Source organism: Bifidobacterium sp. ESL0790 (genome assembly GCF_029395435.1).
Classification (GTDB): Bacteria; Actinomycetota; Actinomycetes; order Actinomycetales; family Bifidobacteriaceae; genus Bifidobacterium.
Genome location: NZ_CP113915.1, coordinates 699,290 through 720,054 on the forward strand (window position 1 = coordinate 699,290; position 20,765 = coordinate 720,054).

A 20,765-nucleotide genomic window follows, 5' to 3' on the forward strand; every position below is an offset into this window, starting at 1 on the left:
GTCGTCGCGCACAATCGCCGTCATCCATATGAATCCGAGTGGCATCAGGCCGAAACAATATTGTGTGCCGTGCTAGGCATTGCCGGTACATGGATTACGCCTAGGCCATTTCTCTGAACAGCCTTATGCCGTGTTTTTGGTTTTATCTTATGGTTTGTGTTTTGTGATGAAAAGGTCGGAATCCCGCGCTAACCAGCCAGGGCTCCGACCTTATTCGTGGTCCATATTTCGGATGGCTGTCAGAATTCCATCTCACGACGGTCGTCGGCGCTCTGCATGATGACCAGACGCTGGGTGGGTCGGGTCATGGCGACATAGAGGTCGGCCGCCGCGGAAAGCCGCGAAGGCGCACCTTCCATGATGAGCCCGGGCTCCACCACCACGACCGCGTCGTACTCAAGGCCCTTGATGACCTGGGTGTCGTAGACCCCCAGCTGCCGGTCGGCCCCGGATTGCGATTCCAGCCGCTGGCCCAACTCCTCGTTGCCGTCCTCCCGAAGTGCCTCGTCGATAAGGCCCTGCAGCGGCGCGACCATCCCGTCGGGGGCGATGACGGCGACACGCCCGGTGCCGTCGTCGCCGGTGAACTCTCCGGCCAGACGCAGCGCCTCGCGCACGGTCGCGCCCTTGAGCTCCTCTTGGTCGGCGCATTCCCGCCGGATCACCGAATCGGGCACGGAGCGCACGGCCTTGGTCGTGGAGATATAGAGTCCCTCGTCGCGGGCGAACCCGGAGGCCAGGTCGGAGACCTCGCGCGGGTTGCGGTAGTTGATGGTCAGCTCGTTGAGGTCCCAGCCGTCGGGGCCGAACAGTCTGTCCATCGTCTTGTCCCAACGATGCGTGCCGCCCAAAGCCGAGGTCTGGGCCACGTCGCCGACGATGGTGAAGGAGCGCGAGGGGCAGCGCCGCATCAGCATGCGCCAGTCCATGGCGGTGAGCTCCTGCGCCTCGTCGACCACGATATGGCCGTAGGTCCACTCCCTGTCGCTGGAGGCGCGCCGCGCGATGTCCTCGGCGTCCACCCCGTTAATGTTGTCGAGCAGCATCGATGAGGTGACGATGCCCGAGCCGATGCCGGCCTGCGCCAACGTGTCTTTGGCGAACTGCTCCTCCTCGGCGCGCTTGGCCTTGGCGGCCGCCAGACGCGCGGACTCCTTGGGGTCGGGCCCCAGCAGTTCCATCGCCTCGTCGAGCAGCGGCACGTCCGAGACGGTCATCGGCGAGCCCTTCGGCCGGGTGAGCGCGCGCACGTCGTCGTCGGAGAGCCATGGCGCGAACCGCCGCAATTGCGCGGGCTTGGCGAACATCTGGTCGATCAGCCACGGCGCGGTCATTGGCAGCCACGCGAGGTTCAGGGTGCGGCGGATGTCGTCGTTGAGCTTGAGCTGCATGGCCGCGTCGCTGATCTCGGACTGCTCGGGCGTGTAGTCAAGCTGCTCGACGTAGCGGTTGCGCATGATCGAGAGCATGCTTTTGACGAAGGTCTCGCGCGCCTTGTTGTGCGGGAAGCGGGTGCGTCGGGCGTCGCCCTGGGCCTGCAGGATGTCGGCCTTGCGCATCGGCACCGTGATGCCGTTGATCTTGACTTGGGGCAGGTTGGCGGGCACGCGCACGCGGGCGGCCACGGCGTTGGCCACCGCCTCGGCCATGCGCCGCTCGCCCTTGAGCGCCGCGGTGTGCGGGCTGTCGGTGGCGGTGACGTTGAAGCCGGGGACGAGGTCGCCGATGGTCCGCGAGACCACGCCCGTCTCGCCCAGCGAGGGGAGCACCTGGTCGATGTAGCGCAGGAACGCCGAGCTGGGGCCGACGACGAGCACGCCCGAACGTTCCAGCTTGCGGCGGTGGGTGTAGAGAAGGTATGCGGCGCGGTGCAGCGCCACGGCGGTCTTGCCGGTGCCCGGCCCGCCCTGCACCACGGTGACGCGGTCGAGCGGGGCGCGGATGATGCGGTCCTGCTCGCCCTGGATGGTGGCCACGATGTCGGTCATCTTGCCGGTGCGCTTGGAGTTGAGAGAGGCGATGAGCGCGCCCTCGCCGGTCAACGTTCCGGATTCCTCGGCGGCCCCCACCTGCTCGGAGTCGACGTCGAGCACCTCATCCTCGATGCCCACCACCTCGCGGAAGCTCAGCGTCAGGTGCCGGCGCATCACGATGTCGCCGTGGTGCGAGGGCGTCGCCTCGTAGAACGGGCGCGCAGCCTCGGCCCTCCAGTCGGTGAGGATCGGCTCGTGCTCCGCGCTGGAAAGCCCCACGCGTCCGATGTAACGCTTCTTGCCCGTCGTGTCGTCGATGCGGCCAAAGACCAGCCGGTCCTCCACGGCGCGCAGCTGGGTGAGACGGTCCTCGTAGAGGGTGGCGAAGGAGTCGCGTTCGGTGCGCATGGTCGGCGAGCCGTGGGCGCCCGCCGCGCGAACCGTGTCCAGGCGCTGTTTCGTCTGGGCGCGCAGGTCGTCAAGCCGGTTGTAGGCATGGGTGACGGCCCGCTGTTCTTCGGCGATTTGTGAGGAGTAGCTCGACATACGTGATTCCCTTTTATTGGCAAACTTCAGGCATACCAATATACCGCTTTGGCCCTACCGGAAAGCCGGGATTGTGCTGGTGGATAAGCCCGCATGGCGCGGTGTCCAGCGTGTCATGCAGTTGGGCCGTGACACGTTCGAAGAGGCGATTCGCAGGCATGCGGGGCGCGGTTTTGGACAAACTGGTATCGATATGTAGGGCATATATCACAACATGCGTAAACATATTGGATTTGCCACGATTTGCCATCGGCCATCAAAAATGTAGTACGGCGAAAAGAAAGCGGGTGCAAGGCTTTCGGCGTCATACAATCGGCGTTTTCCGAGCCATGTTTATTTGACGATGCGGCGGTATGTCCACAATTTGACGTCAAGAAAAACGCCGAAGAGAACGATTTTTCTCAAAAAAATGATTTTTTGGTGTTTTAGTGGGGGAAAATGGTGAGAGGTGGGGTAAAGTGGTGAACTAGATATCGAAATCTATCACAACAAAGGGGGTGGGCATGGCTGAGTCTGACGACCAGACGTTGCATGGCGGCCTCGCCGACCCCACTGCCGAAGCCGGGCGAAACACCCCCGTGATACCGCTTTTGCTCGGCACCTACACGCCCAAGATGGACAAGAAGGGACGCATGGCCCTGCCGGCCAAGTTCCGCGGCCAGCTGGGCGAGGGCATGGTGATGGCCCGTGGCCAGGAACGTTGCGTCTACCTTCTGCCGCAAAGCGAGTTCCGCCGCATCGCCATGCAGATCCAGCGCACCTCGATGGGCAACAAGGCGGCCCGCGAATACCTGCGTGTCTTTCTCTCCGGCGCCGTCGACCAGGACCCCGACAAGCAGGGGCGCGTGCTGGTGCCGCAGATGCTGCGTGACTACGCCAACCTCGGCGACGACATCGTGGTGATCGGCGTGGGCACGCGCGCCGAGATCTGGAACAGGCAGGCCTGGGAGACCTACCTGGCCGAGAAAGAAGACGGCTATTCCGACATAGCCGATGACGTATTGCCGGCGATGGAGTGGTGATGGCGCAACTAGAAGACCTGAGCAACATCCACCAGCCCGTCCTGTTGAGGGATTGCGTGGCCCTTGTCGCCCCCGCGCTCGAGAAGCCGGGCAGCGTCGTGGTCGACTGCACCCTCGGCCTGGCCGGTCACGCCACCGCCTTCCTCAAGGCCGCTCCGAACGCCAGGCTCATCGGCATCGATCGTGACGCCGAGGCCCTGAGATTGGCGGGGGAGCGCGTCTCCGAGCTGGGCCTGGCCGACAGGTTCACCCCGGTGCACGCCGCGTTCGACGAATTCGACGACGTGCTCGCCTCGCTTGGACTCGACAAGATCGACGCCGCGTTCATGGACCTGGGGCTTTCGAGCCTGCAGATCGACGAGACCGACCGCGGATTCTCCTACTCCCACGATTCCCCGCTCGATATGCGCATGGACACCACCCAGGATCTTGACGCCGCCGACGTGCTCGCCACCTATTCCGAGGCCGCGCTGACGAGGATCTTCAAGGATTACGGCCAGGAGCGCTTCGCCCGCCGCATCGCCCGCGAGATCGTGGAGCGGCGCGACGCCGAACCCCTGACGACCTCTCGTCAGCTCAACGAGCTGGTCGACCAGGTGGTGCCGAAATCCCACCGCGCCAAAGGTAATCCGGCCAAACGCGTCTTCCAGGCGCTGCGCATCGAGGTCAACGGCGAACTGGACAAGCTCGCCCTCACCTTGCCGCAGATCGCCAACCATCTGGCGCTCGACGGCCGGCTGGTGGTCGAGTCCTACCATTCTCTGGAGGACCGGACGGTCAAGACGTTCATGGCCCAGGGCCTGCGCGTCGACGCGCCCGCCGACCTGCCGGTGGTGCCCGAGGACGCCAAGCCGTTCTTCGCGGAGCTGACGCGTGGGGCGGTGAAGGCCGACGACGAGGAGCTGGAACGCAATCCGCGTTCCGCCTCGGTGAGGCTGCGGGGGGTCCGCCTGAAAAGGCCGGTGCCGCCCCGGTGGCGCAAGACGTTCGCCGAACAGGCGCGCGGAACGGGTCACGAAGGCAATTTCGAAATCACACGTAACAACGCGAGAGGGAGGGCATGATGGCCGCAACAGCAAGAACGGTACGTTCCAACGTGGCCCCGGCGGGCCGCGAGCACGAGCCATACGCCGCTCCATCGCGCCCCAAGCTCAAGTTGGTCGACGCGGACAAGGAGAGGGAGAACGAGGAGAGCCTCTCCTCCAAGTTCGGCGTCTTCTCCAAGTGGGTGCAGGGCAGGACGGTGCCCGCCATGCACATCATCCTCGTGGTCGCCTTCCTGCTGGCCTCGGTGCTCGTCTCGCTCGGATTCCGCACCCTGATGGCGCAGAACTCCTTCGAGCAGACGCAGGTGCAGAGCAACATCGTCAGGTTGAACCAGGACATCGAGGACGACCAGGCCAATCTCGACCGCCTGCAGGCCAGCCTGCCCGACAAGGCGCAGAAGATGGGCATGGTGCCGCAGCAGGGTTCCGTCTCCGTCGACCTTGAGGGCTACGAACCCTCGCAAGGGGCCCAATGATGGTTCCCCGGCTTGTCAATTTCGTCAGGACCAGGCAGTTCGCCTTCCGCTGCGTCGTCATCGGCGTGGTGCTGGCGATGCTGTTCGTCTGGTGCTTCGGGCAGCTGGCGAGCATCCAGCTGCTCAACGGCAAGTCCACGGCCGAGGCCGCCACCGCCGGGCGCACGCTCAAGGTGCCCGTGGGGGCCAGGCGCGGCAAGATCCTCGACGCCAACGGGGCCGTGCTTTCGCAGAGCGTCGAGCGCTACACCATCATCGGCGACCCGGAGGCCGCCCAGAGCTTCGAGCCCATCGACTGCACCCCGCAGACCCAGGGCAACTGCCACCAGATCGACGGCAAGCCCGTGGGCGTCAAGGGCGCGGCGGCCGTGGGACGCATGCTCGCCCCGGTGCTCGGCATGAGCTCCATGGAGATAGGCGCCAAGCTTTCGGTCGGCGGGCATTACGCGGTGCTCAAGCGCAACGTCGAACCCAACGTCAAGCGCGCCATCGAGAAGCTCAACCTCGGCGACGTGGTGCAGGGCCAGCTCTGCCAGAACAGGGTCTACGCCAATGGCACGATGATGGGGGCGCTGCTGGGCGGCGTCGACGACAGCAGCGCCGGCGTGGCCGGTTTGGAGCAGCTCGAGAACGGCGAATTGGCCGGCAAGGACGGCTACAAGGTCTACCAGCAGGGCAACGGCGGGGTGGAGATCCCCGGCACGCAATCACAGTCCGTGCAGGCGCGTGATGGCAGCGATGTGAAGCTGACCATCGACGCGGACGTGGATTGGTACGTCAAGAAGGTCCTGGTCGAAGGCAAGCAGAAGTATGGCGCGGACTGGGCCATCGCGGCCGTCGAGGACACGCGCACCCACCAGATCGTCGCCCTGGACGATTCCGACGAGATCGAGGCGGGCAGCGACCAGGCCAAGCTCAACGTCTCCCGCGCGGTGAGCCAGACCTTCGAGCCCGGCTCGATCGGCAAGGTCTTCTCGATGGCCGGACTCATGCAGACCGGCCTGCACCAGATGTCCGACAAGTTCCAGGTGCCCGACCGCATGGACAAGAACGGGCAGGTCTTCAAGGACGTGCTGCCGCATCCCGTCTCCAACTGGACGATGGCCGGCATCCTGCAGGAATCCTCGAACGTGGGCATGGTGATGGCCTCCGACAAATACACCAGCGCCGAGCGCTACGACTACCTCACCAAGTTCGGCATCGGCCAGCCCACCGGGCTCAACCTGCCGGGTGAGTCGCAGGGCACCCTGCATGGCCCGCAGAGCTGGGACGGGCGTACGCGCGACACCATCCTCTTCGGCCAGGGCTACGCGACCAACGTGCTGCAGCTGACCAACGCCATCGCCACCGTGGCCGACGACGGCGTTTATCAGAAGCCCTCCATCATCAAGACGGTCACCGACCCCGACGGCCATGAGAACGCGCCGGCCAAGACCCCGGGCAGGCGGGTGATCGACCACCAGGCCAACACGCAGCTGCTCGACGCGATGGAGTCCTCGGCCGAGCACTACCAGCAGTTCTCGGGCGTCGACGGCTACCGCGTGGCGGCCAAGTCCGGCACCGCCGAGGTCAGCGGCGGCGACGGCAAGCTTTCCTCCATCATCAGCGATTGGTCGGGCATCCTGCCGGCCGACAACCCACGTTTCGTGGTCACCGTGGTGATGAGCAACCCGCAGGGCAGCCTGGGCGGCATGACCAGCGGCCCGCTGTTCAAGCAAATCGGTGAATTCCTTATGCAGAAGTATGAGGTTCCCAACTCCGCACCGCGAAAGGGTGCTATTCCGGTGCAGTGGTGAGTACGAGCGAGAGGGCATGCAGGTATGAGCGCTGTTGACGAATCAATGTCACAACGGATGACGTTGGGTCATCTGGCCAGCCATTATGGCTTCGACCTCGAGCCGCGCTTCGCCCAATCGGTGACCGTCACCTCGTTGGCCGACATCCCCGATTCCGTACGTCCCGGGGCGCTTTACGTGCCAGATGACGACGGCGTCGACGCGGGCGCGCTGGCGCTGGCCGCCACAAACGGGGCTTATGCGGCGCTGGTGCCCCACGCCTTGCGAGGCGAGGCCTCGGCCATCGGCATCCCGCTGATGCTGGGCGAGCCCGATGCGGCCACCTTGGGGAACATGGCCGCGCGCATCGCCGGCTCACCCTCCAACACCCTGGCGATTTTCGCCGTGTGCGGTTCCGACCCCGACGAGACGCACGCCGACGTGGTGCGTCTGGCGGACTTTTTGCATATGCTCGGCAACCCGGTGGGGGTGATCAGCCAGTCAGGCTCGAGTTCGATGGAACGCGGCCTGCAGATGGACTATCCGGCCGGCATCTTCGACGTGCAGCATGCGCTGGCGGTCAGTTCGGAGGACGGGGTGGCCGCGATGGTGATCGCCGTCGACGAGCAGACCCTGGCCCCGGGCGCCCTCAACGGCGTGACGGTGGACGTGCTGGGCACCATCGACAAGCTCGACAAATCCGAGGCCACCGCCCGCTTCGACGAGACCCGTGATCGCTACGGGTTCACGGCCGGGCAGGGCGTGGGCCTGGTCACCTGCAGCGAGGAATCCGGTTGGCTTGCCAGCCAGGGTTCGCCGAGCCACGAATGGCAGTCGCAGAAGCGGCTTTCGCTGTGCATCGCGATGGCGCTTTCGGCCGGGGTGAAGCGCGGCAACATCCGCAACGCGCTGCGGGTCTCGAGGGAGCTGCGGTGAGGGATTTGGCTTCGGTGTCGGTTGGCTATCGGTTTTGGCGACATCACCATATGGCGCTTGGTTGATGGTCCCGTATGATATTGACGGACTTTGTATTTGAGGACTTGCCGAGCAATATCGGGGAGACGACAAGGATGGAGGAATTCCTATGATGCCGATGACGGTGGCCGAGATCGCCGAGGCCGTGCATGGCTCGATCGCCGGCGCGGACGGACGTGGGGCGGCGGACGAGGCCGTGGCCACCTCCGTGTTCAGCGACTCGCGCCAGCTGACGCGAGGCTCCGTGTTCGTGGCGATAGCCGGCGAGCGGGTGGACGGCCATGACTTCGTGGCCGGGGCCGCGGCGAAGGGTGCCGTGGCGGCGCTGGTGGAGCATGAGGTTGCCGGGGCCGATGGCATCGCGCAGATCGTGGTCAGCGACACCGTCAAGGCGCTTGGTTTGCTCGCCCGCCATAACATCGACAAGCGCCGCGCGCTCGGCTCGGATTTCTCCATCATCGGCATCACCGGATCGGTGGGCAAGACCACCACCAAGGATCTTCTCAACTCCCTGCTCTCCAAGCTCGCGCCCACGGTCGCGCCGGTCGGCTCGTTCAACAACGACATCGGCCTGCCCCTCACGGCCCTCAAGGTGGGTGCCGGCACCAGGTTCTTCATCGCCGAGATGGGCGCCAACCACGTCGGCGAGATCGCCGGGCTCACCCGCATCGCGCCGCCCGATCTGGCGGTGGTGCTCAAGGTCGGCGTCGCCCACTTGGGCGAGTTCGGATCCGTGGAGCGCATCGCGCAGGCCAAAAGCGAGATCGTACGGGGTCTGGTGCCTAATGGCGTGGCTGTACTCAACGCCGGAGACCAGCGTGTGGCGGCCATGCAGAGTCTGGCGTCCGGCAAGGTGCTGTGGTTCGGACTTGGCGACGATAATGCAGGCAATGATAATAAGGTCGACGGCTCCGGCATGGTGCGCTGCGCCGACGTCAAGGTCGACGATCTGGACCATCCCGAATTCACGCTGGTCCTGCCCGACGGCGCACGTTCCGACGTGACGCTTGGCATCAGCGGCGCCCACAACGTCATCAACGCCCTCGCCGCGTCCACCGTGGCCCACTATTTCGGCATGAGCGCCGAGGCGATCGCCGAGGGGCTGGCGGATGTGCGGCGCATCAGCCCGCACCGGATGGCCATCTCCACGGTCGATCATGACGGCGCGACGTTCACGCTGATCGACGACTCCTTCAACGCCAACCCCGACTCCACGCGTGCCGGCCTCGACGGACTGGCCGCCTGGCACAGCGAGGAAAACGACGAAGCCAACGCCAACGCTGGCGCCGACGCCGATGAGAAAGAGGAGCGCCCCTACCGCATCGCGGTGCTCGGCGTGATGCTCGAGCTCGGCGACGACGAGCAACGCCTGCACGCCCAGATCGGCCAGTACGCGGCGGGCCTCGGCCTCGACGAGATCGTGGCCGTGGGAAGCGAGGGCGGCAGACATTTCGACGCGCTGGCCCAGGCCTTGGCACAAGGCGCCGAGCAGGCCAACAAGCAAGACGACACCCACGTTGTGGTGCGATGGGTGCATAATGTCGATGAGGCGGACCGCGAGGTCTGCCGTTCCGCGCGGGAGCACCGCCAGACGGTGGTGCTGCTCAAAGGGTCGCACGTCTCGGGCCTCTCCTCGTTGGCGGATCGTTGGGCCGACACGCAAAAGAACAAGAAATAAGGAAAGTGGAGCTGGAACATTGATCTCCCTCATCATCGCCATCCTGGTCTCGCTGCTGGTAGTCATGGCGGGGACGCCACTGATGATCCGACTGGTGCACCGGCTGCATTACGGCCAGTACATCCGCCAGGACGGCCCGCAATCGCACTTGGTCAAGCGCGGCACGGCGACGATGGGTGGCGTGGTCATCAACCTGGCCGTCATCCTCGGTTGGGGGGTCTCCGCGGCCTACCGCTACCTCACGCGCGGCGAGCATATCTCGTGGTCGGCCGTGCTGGTGCTCTTCGCGATGGTGTCGATGGGGCTGCTTGGGTTCATCGACGATTTCGCCAAGGTGCGCAAGAAGCAGAACACGGGGCTGAGCGTGGGCGGCAAGTTCTTCGGCCAGTTCGTCTTCGCCACCATCTACGCCGTGCTCGCGCTGATGATGCCCACCAAATCCGGCTTCTCCAGCGCCCAGCCGGGTATGAGCTTCATCGAGCACCCCTTCTTCAGCTTTGATTTCGCCGGCCGCGCCATCGCCATCGTCATCTTCGTCATCTGGGTCAACTTCCTGATGACCGCATGGACCAACGCCGTCAACTTGACTGACGGCCTGGACGGCTTGGCCGCGGGCTCGTCGATGATCTCGCTGGCGGGCTACACGGTCATCGCCTTCTGGGAGAGCTACCACGTCAAGGGTGGTCCCAAGCCCGGATTCCAATACGCCGTCTCCGACCCGCTGGACCTCACGATCATCGCCGCGTGCGCCGCCGTGGCCTGCTTCGGATTCCTGTGGTACAACTCCAATCCGGCCACCATCTTCATGGGCGACACCGGCTCGCTGGCCCTGGGCGGCCTCTTCGCCGCGCTCTCGATCGCCACGCACACCGAGTTCCTCGCCGTGATCATCGGCGGGCTCTACGTCATCGAGGCGATGAGCGACGTCATCCAGGTCGGCTGCTTCAAGCTCACCCACAAGCGCGTCTTCAAGATGGCGCCGATCCACCACCATTTCGAGCTGTGCGGATGGGGCGAGGCGAAGGTCGTCGTGCGTTTCTGGATGATCGAGTTCATCTTCATGCTGGTCGGCGTGATGATCTTCTACACCAACTGGGCCTCGCTGTCGGGCCTGCTGCACTGATACCGAAATGATTGATATTGAGATGATACAGATCCGATACCAAATCAATATCCCGGCGATATCGAACAAACACTGAATTGCTATAAGGAAGCGAACGATGATGAGGACGAAACGCGCACAGGCCGAAACCGCCAGCTATGAGGGCAAGACCGTCCTGGTGGCGGGCCTTGGCGTCTCCGGCGAGGGTGCGGTGGAGGCGCTGCAAGGTCGCGCCGGGCGCGTGCTGAGCGTCGACGAGCGCAAGCCCGAGGCCGACCTGCACTCCTTCGACGACATCGACTGGAGCGCCATCGACGTGGTGGTGGCCTCGCCCGTCTTCAATCCACGCACTCCGTTCATTCGCGAGGCGCAGCGCCGTGGCATCCCCGTGATCAGCGAGGTCGAGCTCGCCTGGGATTTGCGCGTGCCGGCCAAGAACGGGATCGCCGGCGCCCCCGCGCCATGGATCGGCATCACCGGCACCAATGGCAAAACATCGACCACTCAGATGATCTCGGCCATGCTCACCCATTGCGGCATGGACGCCCCGGCCGTCGGCAACATCGGCAAATCCGTGAGCCTCGCCGCCACCGACCCCACCCACGACGCGCTGTGCGTGGAGCTGAGCAGCTTCCAGATGCATTTCACCGACTCGCTGGCGCTCGACTGCGCCGCCATCACCAACATCGCCGCCGACCACCTCGACTGGCATGGTGGCATGGCCAACTACGCCGCCGACAAGGCCAAGGTCTTCCATCGCGCCCAGCGCGCACTGGTGTTCAACGCCGACGACGAGCGGGTCACGAAGCTGGCCGAGCGGGCCGAAACAGGGGAGGGCTGCCGCAGGATTGGTTTCACCCTGCATGCCCCGCAGGCCGGCCAGATCGGCGTCAAGGACGGCTGGATCGTGGACGCCAGCGGGCTTTCAGGGGCCCCATACGGCTCTGCCAACGCCCTGGCCAAGGTCACCGAGTTCGCGCATCTCACCGAGCCCGACGGCACCGTCTATCCACATCTGCTGGCCGACGCTCTCACCGCGCTCGCCCTGGCGATGGGCTTGGGCGCTGATCCGGGTCATTGCCTTGAGGCCCTGCGTCTTTTCGCGCCAGGCGGGCACCGCATCGAGACCGTCGCCGCCGCCCATCGCGACGACGGCGACATCCGTTTCGTCGACGATTCCAAGGCCACCAACGCCCACGCCGCCAACGCCTCGCTTTCCAGCTACAGGCCGAAGTCCGTCGTCTGGATCGCCGGGGGACTGGCGAAGGGCGGTCATTTCGAGGACCTTGTGGCCAAGCAGGCCCCGAATATCAAGGCCGTCGTGGTCATCGGCGTCGACCAGCAGCCCATGCTCGAGGCGCTCAAGGCCAGCGCGCCCGACATTCCCGTCACCGTCATCGACCCGCAAGACAAGTCCACCGTGATGGCTCGCGCCGTGCAAGCCGCGGGAGAGTATGTCGCCCCCGGCGACGTGGTTCTCATGGCCCCGGCCTGCGCCTCGATGGACCAGTTCAAGTCATATGCCGACCGTGGCGCGCAATTCGCCCAGGCCTCGCGCGAATGGGTGCGTGCCAATGGCTGACCGGTCATCAGGAGGGCGCCGCGCGAGCGGCAGGTCGGGCAGGTCGCGCCAGTCACGCGGCGGTGCCGCCGAGCCGCCTCGCCAGTCCACGCGCGGGTCGCGTTCGTCCAGCGCGCGCTCAGCCAATACGCGTTCGTCCGGTATCCGCTCAGCCAATACCCGCGCGGCCAACTCCCGAAAGCCCACCGGCGGGCGCAACGGCGGTCCCAACGGTGGTGAGGACCTCAACGACTACACCGGCATCCGCGGCCTGATGAACCCCCTGTGGTGCTATTACGGCTTCCGCCTGGCCGTGCTCGCCCTGACCTGCTTCGGCGTGGTGATGGTCTTCTCGTCCTCGTCGGTCACCATGATCTCGTACGGCCTCTCGCCTTGGAAACAGGCGCTGACCCAAGGCCTCTACTGCGTGATCGGCCTCCTGCTCGGCTGGGGCGCCATGCACATCCCCGTGAGCCTCTACCGCAAGTTCTCCCTGTGGGTGGTGGGCGCCTCGATCCTGCTGCAGCTGGTCACCCTGACCCCGCTGGGCATCGAGGTCAACGGCAACAAGGGCTGGATCGGCATCGGCGGCTTCACCATGCAGCCCGCGGAGTTCATGAAGCTGGCGCTGTGCATCTGGATGCCGGCCTCGATGGCGAACGTGGCCAAACGCGAGTCCAAGGACCGACTCAAGGGCTACCTGGTCGTGGCCTTCGTCTTCCTGGTCTGCCTCGGCACCGTCATGTTGGGCGGCGACCTCGGCACCGCCATCATCCTGCTGTTCATCGGAGCCGCCGCCTTCGTCACCGGCGGATTCCCCTGGAGGTGGCTGTTCGCCATCGCCGCGCTGATGGCCGGGGCCGTGGCCTTCTTCGTGCTTTCGAGCCCCAACCGCATGAAGCGCGTGCTCACCTTCTCCCAGCTGTGCGCCGACCCCAACTCGCAGCCGACCTGCTACCAGCCCACGCACTCCAAGTACGCGATGGCCTCCGGCGGCCTCTTCGGCGTCGGCATCGGCAACAGCCGTGAGAAATGGAACTACCTGCCCGAGGCCCACAACGATTTCATCTTCGCCATCATCGGTGAGGAGACGGGGTTCGTTGGCGCGGTCATCGTGCTCATCCTCTTCATCGCGCTGGGTTGGTGCATGATCGTCGTCGCGGTGAAAAGCGCGGACCGCTACGCCTCGATGGTGCTGGTGTGCGTCGCCGTGTGGATCGTGGGCCAAGCCGCCGTCAACATCATGGTGGTCGTCGACCTGCTGCCCGTGATGGGCGTGCCGTTGCCGTTCGTCTCGGCCGGAGGGTCGAGCCTGGTGATGTGCCTGATCGCGGCGGGCGTCGCCACCAGTATGATGAAGGAGCAGCCGCAGATCGAGGCGAACGCGCTGGCGTTGAGCCTGTGAGACCCGCGAAGGCCGTTTTCGGGCCTTGCGTTCGTGCGAGGTCATGCAAGTGGCATATAGGCGTATGGACTTGTTGAATGTGAAGTCGTCGACCGTCGTTGCGCGTCGACGGACGAGCATGGAGGAAGGAACATGAAGCATATTGTATTGGCCGGGGGAGGCACCGCCGGCCACGTCAACCCTCTGCTGAGCGTCGCCTCGGCCGTGCGCCGGATCGACCCCGAGGCCGCCGTCTCCGTGGTCGGCACCGAGGTCGGCCTGGAGCATGATCTCGTGCCGCAGGCCGGGTTCGAGCTCGACACCGTCGAGAAGGTTCCCTTCCCCCGACGCCTGAACATGCAGGCTCTGCGATTCCCGGGCAAATGGCGCCATGAGCAACGTCGCGTGCGCGACATCCTCGAGCGTCGCCAGGCCGACGTGGTGGTCGGTTTCGGCGGCTACGCCTCCGCGCCCGTCTATGTGGTGGCGCACAAGATGGGGCTGCCCATCATCATCCACGAGCAGAACGCCCGCGCCGGCATGGCCAACAAGCTCGGCGGCCGCTGGGCCACGTTCATCGGCACCGCCTACGAGGGCACCGGACTCAAAGCCGCGAAAGACGCCGAGATGCGCCGTGTGGGGCTGCCGCTGCGCCCCGCCATCGCCGAGTTGTGCGAGAAGGTCACTCAGGACCGCGCCGCCACGCGCGCCGAGGCCGCCCGCGCGTTGGGCGTCGATCCCAACCGTCCGTTGGTCTTGGTTACCGGTGGATCGTTGGGCGCCGTGAGCCTCAACCGAGCCATCTCGGGAGCCGCCGCCGACCTGCTTTCGGTCTGCCAAGTCATCCATCTGACCGGCCGTGGCAAAAGCGACGAGATCCGCCAGACCGTCAGCCAGAACGTCGGAGCCGACGTGCTCACCGACCTCGATCCCGCGCACGCCGGCCAGGGCGACTACCATATCGCCGAATATCTTGAGCGCATCGATCTGGCCTTCGCCGCCGCCGACCTGGTGATATGCCGTGCCGGGGCCGGTTCGGTCTCGGAGCTGGCCGCCGTGGGTCTGCCCGCCATCTACGTGCCCCTGGCCATCGGCAATGGCGAGCAGCGTTTCAACGCCCAGCCTGTGGTCGACGCCGGTGGCGGCCTGATGGTCGGCAACGCCGATTTCACCGCCGATTGGGTGCGCGCCAACGTCCCCTCGCTGCTCTCGGATTCCCAGCGTCTCGAGGCCATGGGCCAGGCCGCTTGGAAATACGGCATCCGCGATGCCGCCGACCAGATGGCGCGGGTCGTGCTGAGCCTCGCCGGCGAGGCCGCGTAAGGGCCTGGTGAGAGTCCGGCCAAGGCCTGGGCGAAGGCCATGGGTTCGTTCATAATAGAGTAGGAATCCCGCCGTTCTCGTCGTTTTGGCGGGTCTTGTCAAGGAGCATGACGTGTCGCAGAGCACACCAACCAACAATGAGGGCCGCGAACAGGGCCAGCCGGTCGTCTTGGATCCGGAGCGCGCCGCGTTCGGCCCGTCCGACACCATCTCCGGGCTCGGCCACACCCATTTCATCGGCATCGGCGGGGCCGGCATGAGCGTGCTCGCCGAGATGCTGGAGGAGCGGGGCGTGGAGGTCTCCGGCTCCGACCGTGCCGAAAACGACAGGACTGAGCGCTTGGAATCGTTGGGCGTCAAGGTCTATATCGGCCAGAAGGCCGGCAACGTCGACGGCGCGAAAATCGTCGTCTTCTCCACCGCCATCAAGCCTGACAATCCGGAGATTGTGGCCGCGGCCGCGCAGGGCGCCCGCATCGTGCACCGCAGCGACATCCTGGCGCTGCTCATGGCCTCCAAGGAGTCGGTGAGCGTGGCCGGGGCGCATGGCAAGACCACCACCAGCTCGCTGCTCTCGCATATCCTCGTCAACGCCGGAACGGGTGAGCTGGCCGATCCCAGCTACGCCATCGGCGGCTCCATCCAGAACCCGCACGGCGAGGCATTGGACGGCGGCCACGCGGGCAAAGGCGAGGTGCTGGTTGCCGAGGCCGACGAATCCGACGGCAGCTTCGAGAAATACCATCCCGCCTTCGCGCTCATCGTCAACGCCGAGGCCGACCACCTCGACCATTACGGCGACGTGGAGCATTACCGCAAGGCGTTCGTGGAGTACGCCGGGCACGCCAAGCGCAATATCGTGATGTCGCTCGACGATGAGGGCTCGCGCGCCATCATGCGTATGCTCGCTCCCGAGGTCCGTAGCCGCACGATTTGCTATACCACCGAATCTGCCGGAACCATCGCCGAAATCGCCGGTATGACCGATTCGGCGCCGGCTGCCAGCAACAAGGCCGATGAGGGTAACGATGGCCCATGGCTCGTGCGCATCCTCTCCGAGCAGGAGTCCGTCGGAGATGGCGCTGAGCGTTTCGTGATCGAATTGCCGGCTGGGTTGACCGGTGCCACACAGCCGCGCAAGGTTTCGGTCGGATTGCGTGTGCCGGGCGTGCACAACGCCCGCAACGCGACCGCGGCCATCGTCACCGCCACTCTATTGGGCATGGATCCGGATGTCGCCGCCTCGGCAGCTGCCACGTTCCTGGGGGCCTCCCGCCGCTTCGAGGTCAATGGCAGCGAGCACGGGGTCACCGTCGTCGACGACTACGCCCACCATCCCACCGAGATTAAGGCCCTGCTCGCCGCCGCGCGCCGGCGCTACCCCGAGGCCACCATCCGCGTGCTCTTCCAACCGCATCTCTTCAGCCGCACTAAGTTCTTCACCCCGCAGTTCGCCGAGGCGCTCTCCGGGGCCGACGAGGCCATCGTCGCGCCGATTTACCCGGCACGCGAGAAGCAGGAGGACTTCCCGGGCGTCGTCTCTGCCAATATCATCGACGCCGCGCAATCCGTGGACCACAATCCGCAAACCGGTTGGATCTCGACATGCGCCGACCTGTGTGAGGGCGCCGAGGCGTTGGCAAGCCAGGCCCATTCCGGCGACGTCATCATCACCGTCGGCGCTGGCGACGTGACCACCATGGACGCCGTCATCCTCAAGGCGCTCGCGGCCCGCGACGATGTGGAGCGGGCGTGAGCGGACGTCGTGTGATCGGTTCGGAGGACTCGAAAGGCGGCGCGTCAAGGCGCAAGCCTCGCCGTTCGGTGAGCTCCGGGTCGTCAAGTGCGAAACGTGGCGGATCCAGGCGTGTGGCCAAGGATGCCGCCGGTTCGTCTTCGGCGAGGAAGAGCGTCGCCCGCCGCGCCGGTTCGGGCTCGAAATCCACGAACTCGCGCACCAGGCGTTCCGGCGGCACAGGCCGTTCGCTCGCGTCCAGCGGTGGCAAATCCACGACCCGGCGCAAATCCGCCGGGCGTGCCTGCGCCGTCAACCGCGGTGTGAGCCGCACCGCCAACCGCAGCTCCAGGCCCAAAGGCAAGCCGCGCTCGATCTCCTCGGCCGGGTCGAGGCGCTCGCGCAGCGCCCCCGGTGATTTCGTCGACGCCAGAAAGCTCGAGGGCGAGGACCTCGTCTCCAAAACCCTCTCGCAGACCACGAACGTGCTCGGCGTGGCCGCGCGCCCCAAGGTGGTCGATTTCAACGCCCGCCTGAAGGAGCGCAAGCGCGCCAAGACGATGGTCGTGGTGCGCAAGGCGGTGGCCGCCGTGGTGGCGCTCGCCGCCGTCGCCGCGCTCGTCTGGTTCATGTTCTTCTCGCCGGTCTTCCGTCTCGACGCCAAGCAGATTAGCGTCTCCGGGCAGAACCAGTGGGTCGGCAAGGAGCAGATCGTCTCCATCGCCAAGAAGCAATCCGGCAAGTCGCTGTTCCTGGTCTCGTCGAACGACGTGGTCAAGCAGCTCAAATCGATACCCGGCGTTTCGCAGGCCAAGGTCCAGAAGCAATATCCGCAGGGCATCAAGGTCAGCGTCACGGCCCAGGAGCCGGCCGCCATGCTGCGCACCCCCAACGGCAACATGGCCGCCGTGGACGGCTACGGGCGTGTGCTCAACTCCGTGGGCAACGTCTCGGCGCAGGGCATCCCGGTCATCGAGGTCAACAATGTGGGCTCAAGCCTCAGCAACCGCGCCGTGCAGCAGGCGGTACGTGTGTTGAACCAGATGCCCCAGCAGATGCGCCACAGCGTCACCAAGGTGGAGGCCAAGACGCAGGATTCGGTGACCACCGAGATCAACAACGGCGACCGCGTCATCATCTGGGGCGATTCGTCCGATATGAAACTCAAGAAAGCCGTGGTCGACAAGATCAGCAACGACCCCACCAAGATCGGCGACAAGCACCAGATCGACGTCTCCGCCCCGTTGCGGCCCATCATCAAATAGCTGGGTGCGGCTGCGGCCTCAAGCTTTTATTTCTTGCCCTTCGCCATCAGCTCATCGGTGTCGAAGGTGATGGTCACCGGGCCGTCGTTGACCAGGCTGACCCGCATATGGGCGCCGAAACGCCCTTCCTTGACTTCGATGCCCTCGGCGCGCAGGGCGTCGTCGAACTCATGCCAGACCCGCTCGGCGTGCTTCGGCTCGCCCGCGTCGATGAAGCTCGGCCGGTTGCCGCGCCGTACGTTGGCGAAGAGCGTGAACTGCGAGATCGAGAGGATGGCGCCGCCCACGTCCTTGAGCGAGAGGTTCATCTTGCCTTGTTCGTCCTCGAAGACCCGCAGGTTGGCGATCTTGTGGGTCAGCCACTTGATCTGCTCGTCGCCGTCACTGTCGCTGACGCCCACCAGCAGCATGTAGCCGATGCCGATATGCTGCGGCTCGAAGGTGGGATCCGGCTCGCCGGTCTGTTCGTCTAGCACATCGACGCCGGCCTTGCTGACTTTCTGCAACACGATTCTCATGGTCCCCAGTGTAGTGGGCGGTGGGGAAGCGGTGAATACTTGGTTTTGTGGTGGCTGTCTGCTTTCATGAAGTCTGGGCTCTCGATTCCGAATCACGGTAGCGGATTCGGGCAACGCCGCGATATCCCGTAATCAAAGCCTGCCATTACGCTTTCAGTCACGTTCTCGCCAGCACGATGTCCTTCGTCGCCAAGAGACGTTATGATAGGGTATTCCGGTGCAAACCGGGGCTTGATAATTCAAGATTGGGGATGATCGGTTTCGACGGTGACCTGTTCGTCGCAGGGAAGCGTGCCGAGAATGTGGAGTCCACTCGAGATGACCTCCACGAAACAACAAGTGCTAAATCTAATCGCACTGAGTACGTTCTCGCTGCCTGAGCTTCGCGCCAGGATTAACCAGTGAGCAACGGCTCCGTCCACTCCTTTTCGTCTTCGGGAGGATGTTGGGCGTCATTAGAGGACTTGCTTGAGCCATTGAACCACAGGGTGACTCAGGGACTCTAACTGTAGATATGCTCGCCATCCATCGTCCGCGACACGGATGGGGGCAGAAAAATCGCCATACGGCCAGCGGACTAAGCACGTAGAAGACTGAGGGTTCGGTCATCGGACCGGGGTTCAATTCCCCGCATCTCCACAAGTCAAGGGGGCATTCGGATTTTTCCGAGTGCCCCTTTTTGTTGTTGCGGAAAGCCTGGCGGCGGGGGTCCTGAGGCTTGGTAATATCAGGAGCTTTGCAACGTTCGGATGTGTCTGCCAAACGCTCGCCGTTTTTATGATGATGGCCGTTTGCCTGAATCGTCGTGTCGATGTTTATGGGCATCGCTCGCATGATTTCGATGCGGAACTAGTTACATGACGAATGATCCTATTTTTCGTAAATATGAATTACAAAAGTTTTGTTCTGTACGATACTGAAACCTTTTGATATTTTTCTTGCTATTTTTGTGCAATTCCGGGCTTTTAAAAGGGATTTTTATTCCTCTTTCTAACATTAGGGTTCGTTTTGGTGTATTACTGAATTTTTTATGTTAGTATGGTTGACAATTACCGATTTGCCCTGTCGCCGATGACGGGGCAGGTTATAAGGCAATGCGTCTCGCATTGTCGGAAAGGGAGAAAGAAATAATCATGGACATCAAAAAGACACTGTCGTCGAAACGATTGATGGTCGGCGTACTGTCAATGTCGTTTCTTTTGTCGGCAAGCAATGCCATCAGCGGCACCATCCCTGGTATGGAAAAAGCGTTCTCCGACATCTCTAAGGCCAACGTCGAGCTGCTGACCACCATCCCGACCGCCGGCGTCATGGTCGGCACGGTCCTCACGGGCGTGTTCTCCAACTTCCTCGGCAAGAAGAAGACCGTGCTCTCGGGCCTCATCATCGCCCTGATCTCCGGCATCCTGCCGACCTTCTTCCCGCAGTACTGGCCGATCCTCGTCTTCAGGTTCCTCTTCGGCGTCGGCATGGGCATCTTCAACCCGCTGAGCGTCTCCTACATCACCGACCTCTACGAAGGCGACCGGCAACGCAGGCTTTTGGGCTACCGCAACGCCGCGAGCAACCTTGGCGACACCATCATGCTCTTCATCGCAGGCTTCCTGATCACGTTCAGCTGGAACACCACCTACCTGGTCTTCCTGGTGCTGTTGATCCCCATCATCCTCATCATTCTGTTCGTGCCTAAGGAATTCGACAACTTCGACATCAACAACAACGCCATCGACGAGGACGGAACGGTCCACGTCTCCAGCAAGCCGGTCAAGCCCTCCACCAACATGAAGGTCCTCTTCCTGGCCGTGGTCTTCCTGCTGATCTCGCTGTTCTACAACGTCATCTCCCTGAAGTTCGCCAACTACGTGGTCGACGAGCACATCGGCGACGCCGGCACCGCCACCCGAATCTTCAGCTTCCTGGTCCTCGCCGCGATCTTCTCCGGCATCCTCTTCGAGCGCATCTCCAAGGTCACCAAGCGCCTCACCGTCTTCATCTTCGAGATCATCATCGGCGTCTGCTACGTGGCCATCGCCATGGTGCACAGCATCCCCGTGCTCATGGCCCTCGTGCTCATCTCCGGCTTCGCCTGGGGCATCATCAACCCGGCGCTCACCTCGCGCCTGGCCGATGTCTCTCCGGCCAACTCGATGAACCTGAGCACCTCGATCATCGTCATCACCATCAACATCGGCTTCCTCATCTCCCCGTACTTCTTCGCCCTCTTCGCGAAGCTGTTCGGCAATGACTCTCCGGCGTTCGCCATCATCGTCGGTGGCGTCCTCTACCTGGTGCTGGCCGTGATCGACCTGATCAACGTCAAGGTCGACAAGCAGTTGACCATCTGATCGAATTCTCCGTGGCCATGCGCGAAGCGACGTGTGGCCAC

16 protein-coding genes and 1 other RNA gene are annotated in these 20,765 nt (G+C 64.1%); 14 read left to right on the forward strand and 3 right to left on the reverse strand.

Annotated features, from left to right (window positions below):
* Positions 1-239: 239 nt before the first annotated feature.
* Positions 240-2,519 (reverse strand): AAA family ATPase, encoded by a 2,280-nt coding sequence (locus OZY47_RS02495; protein ID WP_277178432.1) that lies wholly within the window; start codon positions 2,517-2,519, stop codon positions 240-242.
* A 503-nt stretch (positions 2,520-3,022) separates the two neighbouring features.
* On the opposite strand from OZY47_RS02495, the gene mraZ reads away from it, so the two are divergent.
* The 12 genes from mraZ to OZY47_RS02555 all read left to right on the forward strand — a co-directional run bounded on the left by mraZ (position 3,023) and on the right by OZY47_RS02555 (position 17,861).
* Complete coding sequence (gene mraZ, locus OZY47_RS02500; protein ID WP_277178434.1) at positions 3,023-3,541, forward strand: division/cell wall cluster transcriptional repressor MraZ; 519 nt, start codon at positions 3,023-3,025, stop codon at positions 3,539-3,541.
* Positions 3,541-4,605: a 16S rRNA (cytosine(1402)-N(4))-methyltransferase RsmH gene (rsmH, locus tag OZY47_RS02505; RefSeq protein ID WP_277178436.1), complete on the forward strand. Its 1,065-nt coding sequence runs from the start codon at positions 3,541-3,543 to the stop codon at positions 4,603-4,605. Before mraZ ends, rsmH begins: the two co-directional genes overlap by 1 nt.
* Positions 4,602-5,063 carry a hypothetical protein gene (locus OZY47_RS02510; protein WP_277178438.1) on the forward strand — a complete coding sequence of 154 codons (462 nt, stop codon included), beginning with the start codon at positions 4,602-4,604 and terminating at the stop codon, positions 5,061-5,063. The genes rsmH and OZY47_RS02510 overlap by 4 nt, the downstream gene beginning before the upstream one ends.
* A complete protein-coding gene (locus tag OZY47_RS02515) occupies positions 5,063-6,859 on the forward strand; it encodes a penicillin-binding protein 2 (protein WP_277179084.1) in 1,797 nt (598 codons plus the stop codon). The genes OZY47_RS02510 and OZY47_RS02515 overlap by 1 nt, the downstream gene beginning before the upstream one ends.
* A 57-nt stretch (positions 6,860-6,916) precedes the next feature.
* Complete coding sequence (locus OZY47_RS02520; RefSeq protein ID WP_277178440.1) at positions 6,917-7,774, forward strand: UDP-N-acetylmuramyl peptide synthase; 858 nt, start codon at positions 6,917-6,919, stop codon at positions 7,772-7,774.
* 148 nt (positions 7,775-7,922) lie between these two features.
* Entirely contained in the window at positions 7,923-9,491 is a 1,569-nt protein-coding gene (murF, locus tag OZY47_RS02525; protein ID WP_277178442.1) for a UDP-N-acetylmuramoyl-tripeptide--D-alanyl-D-alanine ligase, read from the forward strand.
* Between the two features lie 19 nt (positions 9,492-9,510).
* A complete protein-coding gene (gene mraY, locus OZY47_RS02530) occupies positions 9,511-10,614 on the forward strand; it encodes a phospho-N-acetylmuramoyl-pentapeptide-transferase (protein WP_277178444.1) in 1,104 nt (367 codons plus the stop codon).
* Between the two features lie 100 nt (positions 10,615-10,714).
* Complete coding sequence (murD, locus tag OZY47_RS02535; protein ID WP_277179086.1) at positions 10,715-12,175, forward strand: UDP-N-acetylmuramoyl-L-alanine--D-glutamate ligase; 1,461 nt, start codon at positions 10,715-10,717, stop codon at positions 12,173-12,175.
* A complete protein-coding gene (ftsW, locus tag OZY47_RS02540) occupies positions 12,168-13,559 on the forward strand; it encodes a putative lipid II flippase FtsW (protein ID WP_277178446.1) in 1,392 nt (463 codons plus the stop codon). The genes murD and ftsW overlap by 8 nt, the downstream gene beginning before the upstream one ends.
* A gap of 132 nt (positions 13,560-13,691) precedes the next feature.
* The gene (locus tag OZY47_RS02545; protein ID WP_277178448.1) at positions 13,692-14,861 is read left to right on the forward strand and encodes a UDP-N-acetylglucosamine--N-acetylmuramyl-(pentapeptide) pyrophosphoryl-undecaprenol N-acetylglucosamine transferase; all 1,170 of its coding nucleotides are present in this window, start codon (positions 13,692-13,694) and stop codon (positions 14,859-14,861) included.
* Positions 14,862-15,117: 256 nt separating this feature from the next.
* Positions 15,118-16,617 carry a Mur ligase domain-containing protein gene (locus OZY47_RS02550; RefSeq protein WP_277179087.1) on the forward strand — a complete coding sequence of 500 codons (1,500 nt, stop codon included), beginning with the start codon at positions 15,118-15,120 and terminating at the stop codon, positions 16,615-16,617.
* Complete coding sequence (locus OZY47_RS02555; protein ID WP_277178450.1) at positions 16,614-17,861, forward strand: FtsQ-type POTRA domain-containing protein; 1,248 nt, start codon at positions 16,614-16,616, stop codon at positions 17,859-17,861. The genes OZY47_RS02550 and OZY47_RS02555 overlap by 4 nt, the downstream gene beginning before the upstream one ends.
* 26 nt (positions 17,862-17,887) lie before the next feature.
* Here OZY47_RS02555 and dtd read toward each other — a convergent pair whose 3' ends face one another.
* On the reverse strand, positions 17,888-18,379 hold the full coding sequence (gene dtd / locus OZY47_RS02560; protein WP_277178452.1) for a D-aminoacyl-tRNA deacylase: 492 nt from the start codon (positions 18,377-18,379) through the stop codon (positions 17,888-17,890).
* Between the two features lie 247 nt (positions 18,380-18,626).
* Between dtd and ssrA the strand changes: the two genes are divergently transcribed.
* Positions 18,627-19,021: a transfer-messenger RNA gene (gene ssrA / locus OZY47_RS02565) on the forward strand.
* Positions 19,022-19,463: 442 nt separating this feature from the next.
* Here ssrA and OZY47_RS02570 read toward each other — a convergent pair.
* Positions 19,464-19,610, reverse strand: coding sequence for a hypothetical protein (locus OZY47_RS02570; protein WP_277179272.1), 147 nt, complete (start codon positions 19,608-19,610; stop codon positions 19,464-19,466).
* On the opposite strand from OZY47_RS02570, the gene OZY47_RS02575 reads away from it, so the two are divergent.
* The gene (locus tag OZY47_RS02575) at positions 19,549-20,724 is read left to right on the forward strand and encodes an MFS transporter (RefSeq protein ID WP_277179089.1); all 1,176 of its coding nucleotides are present in this window, start codon (positions 19,549-19,551) and stop codon (positions 20,722-20,724) included. The two genes, OZY47_RS02570 and OZY47_RS02575, sit on opposite strands and share 62 nt — an antisense overlap.
* Positions 20,725-20,765: the final 41 nt, after the last annotated feature.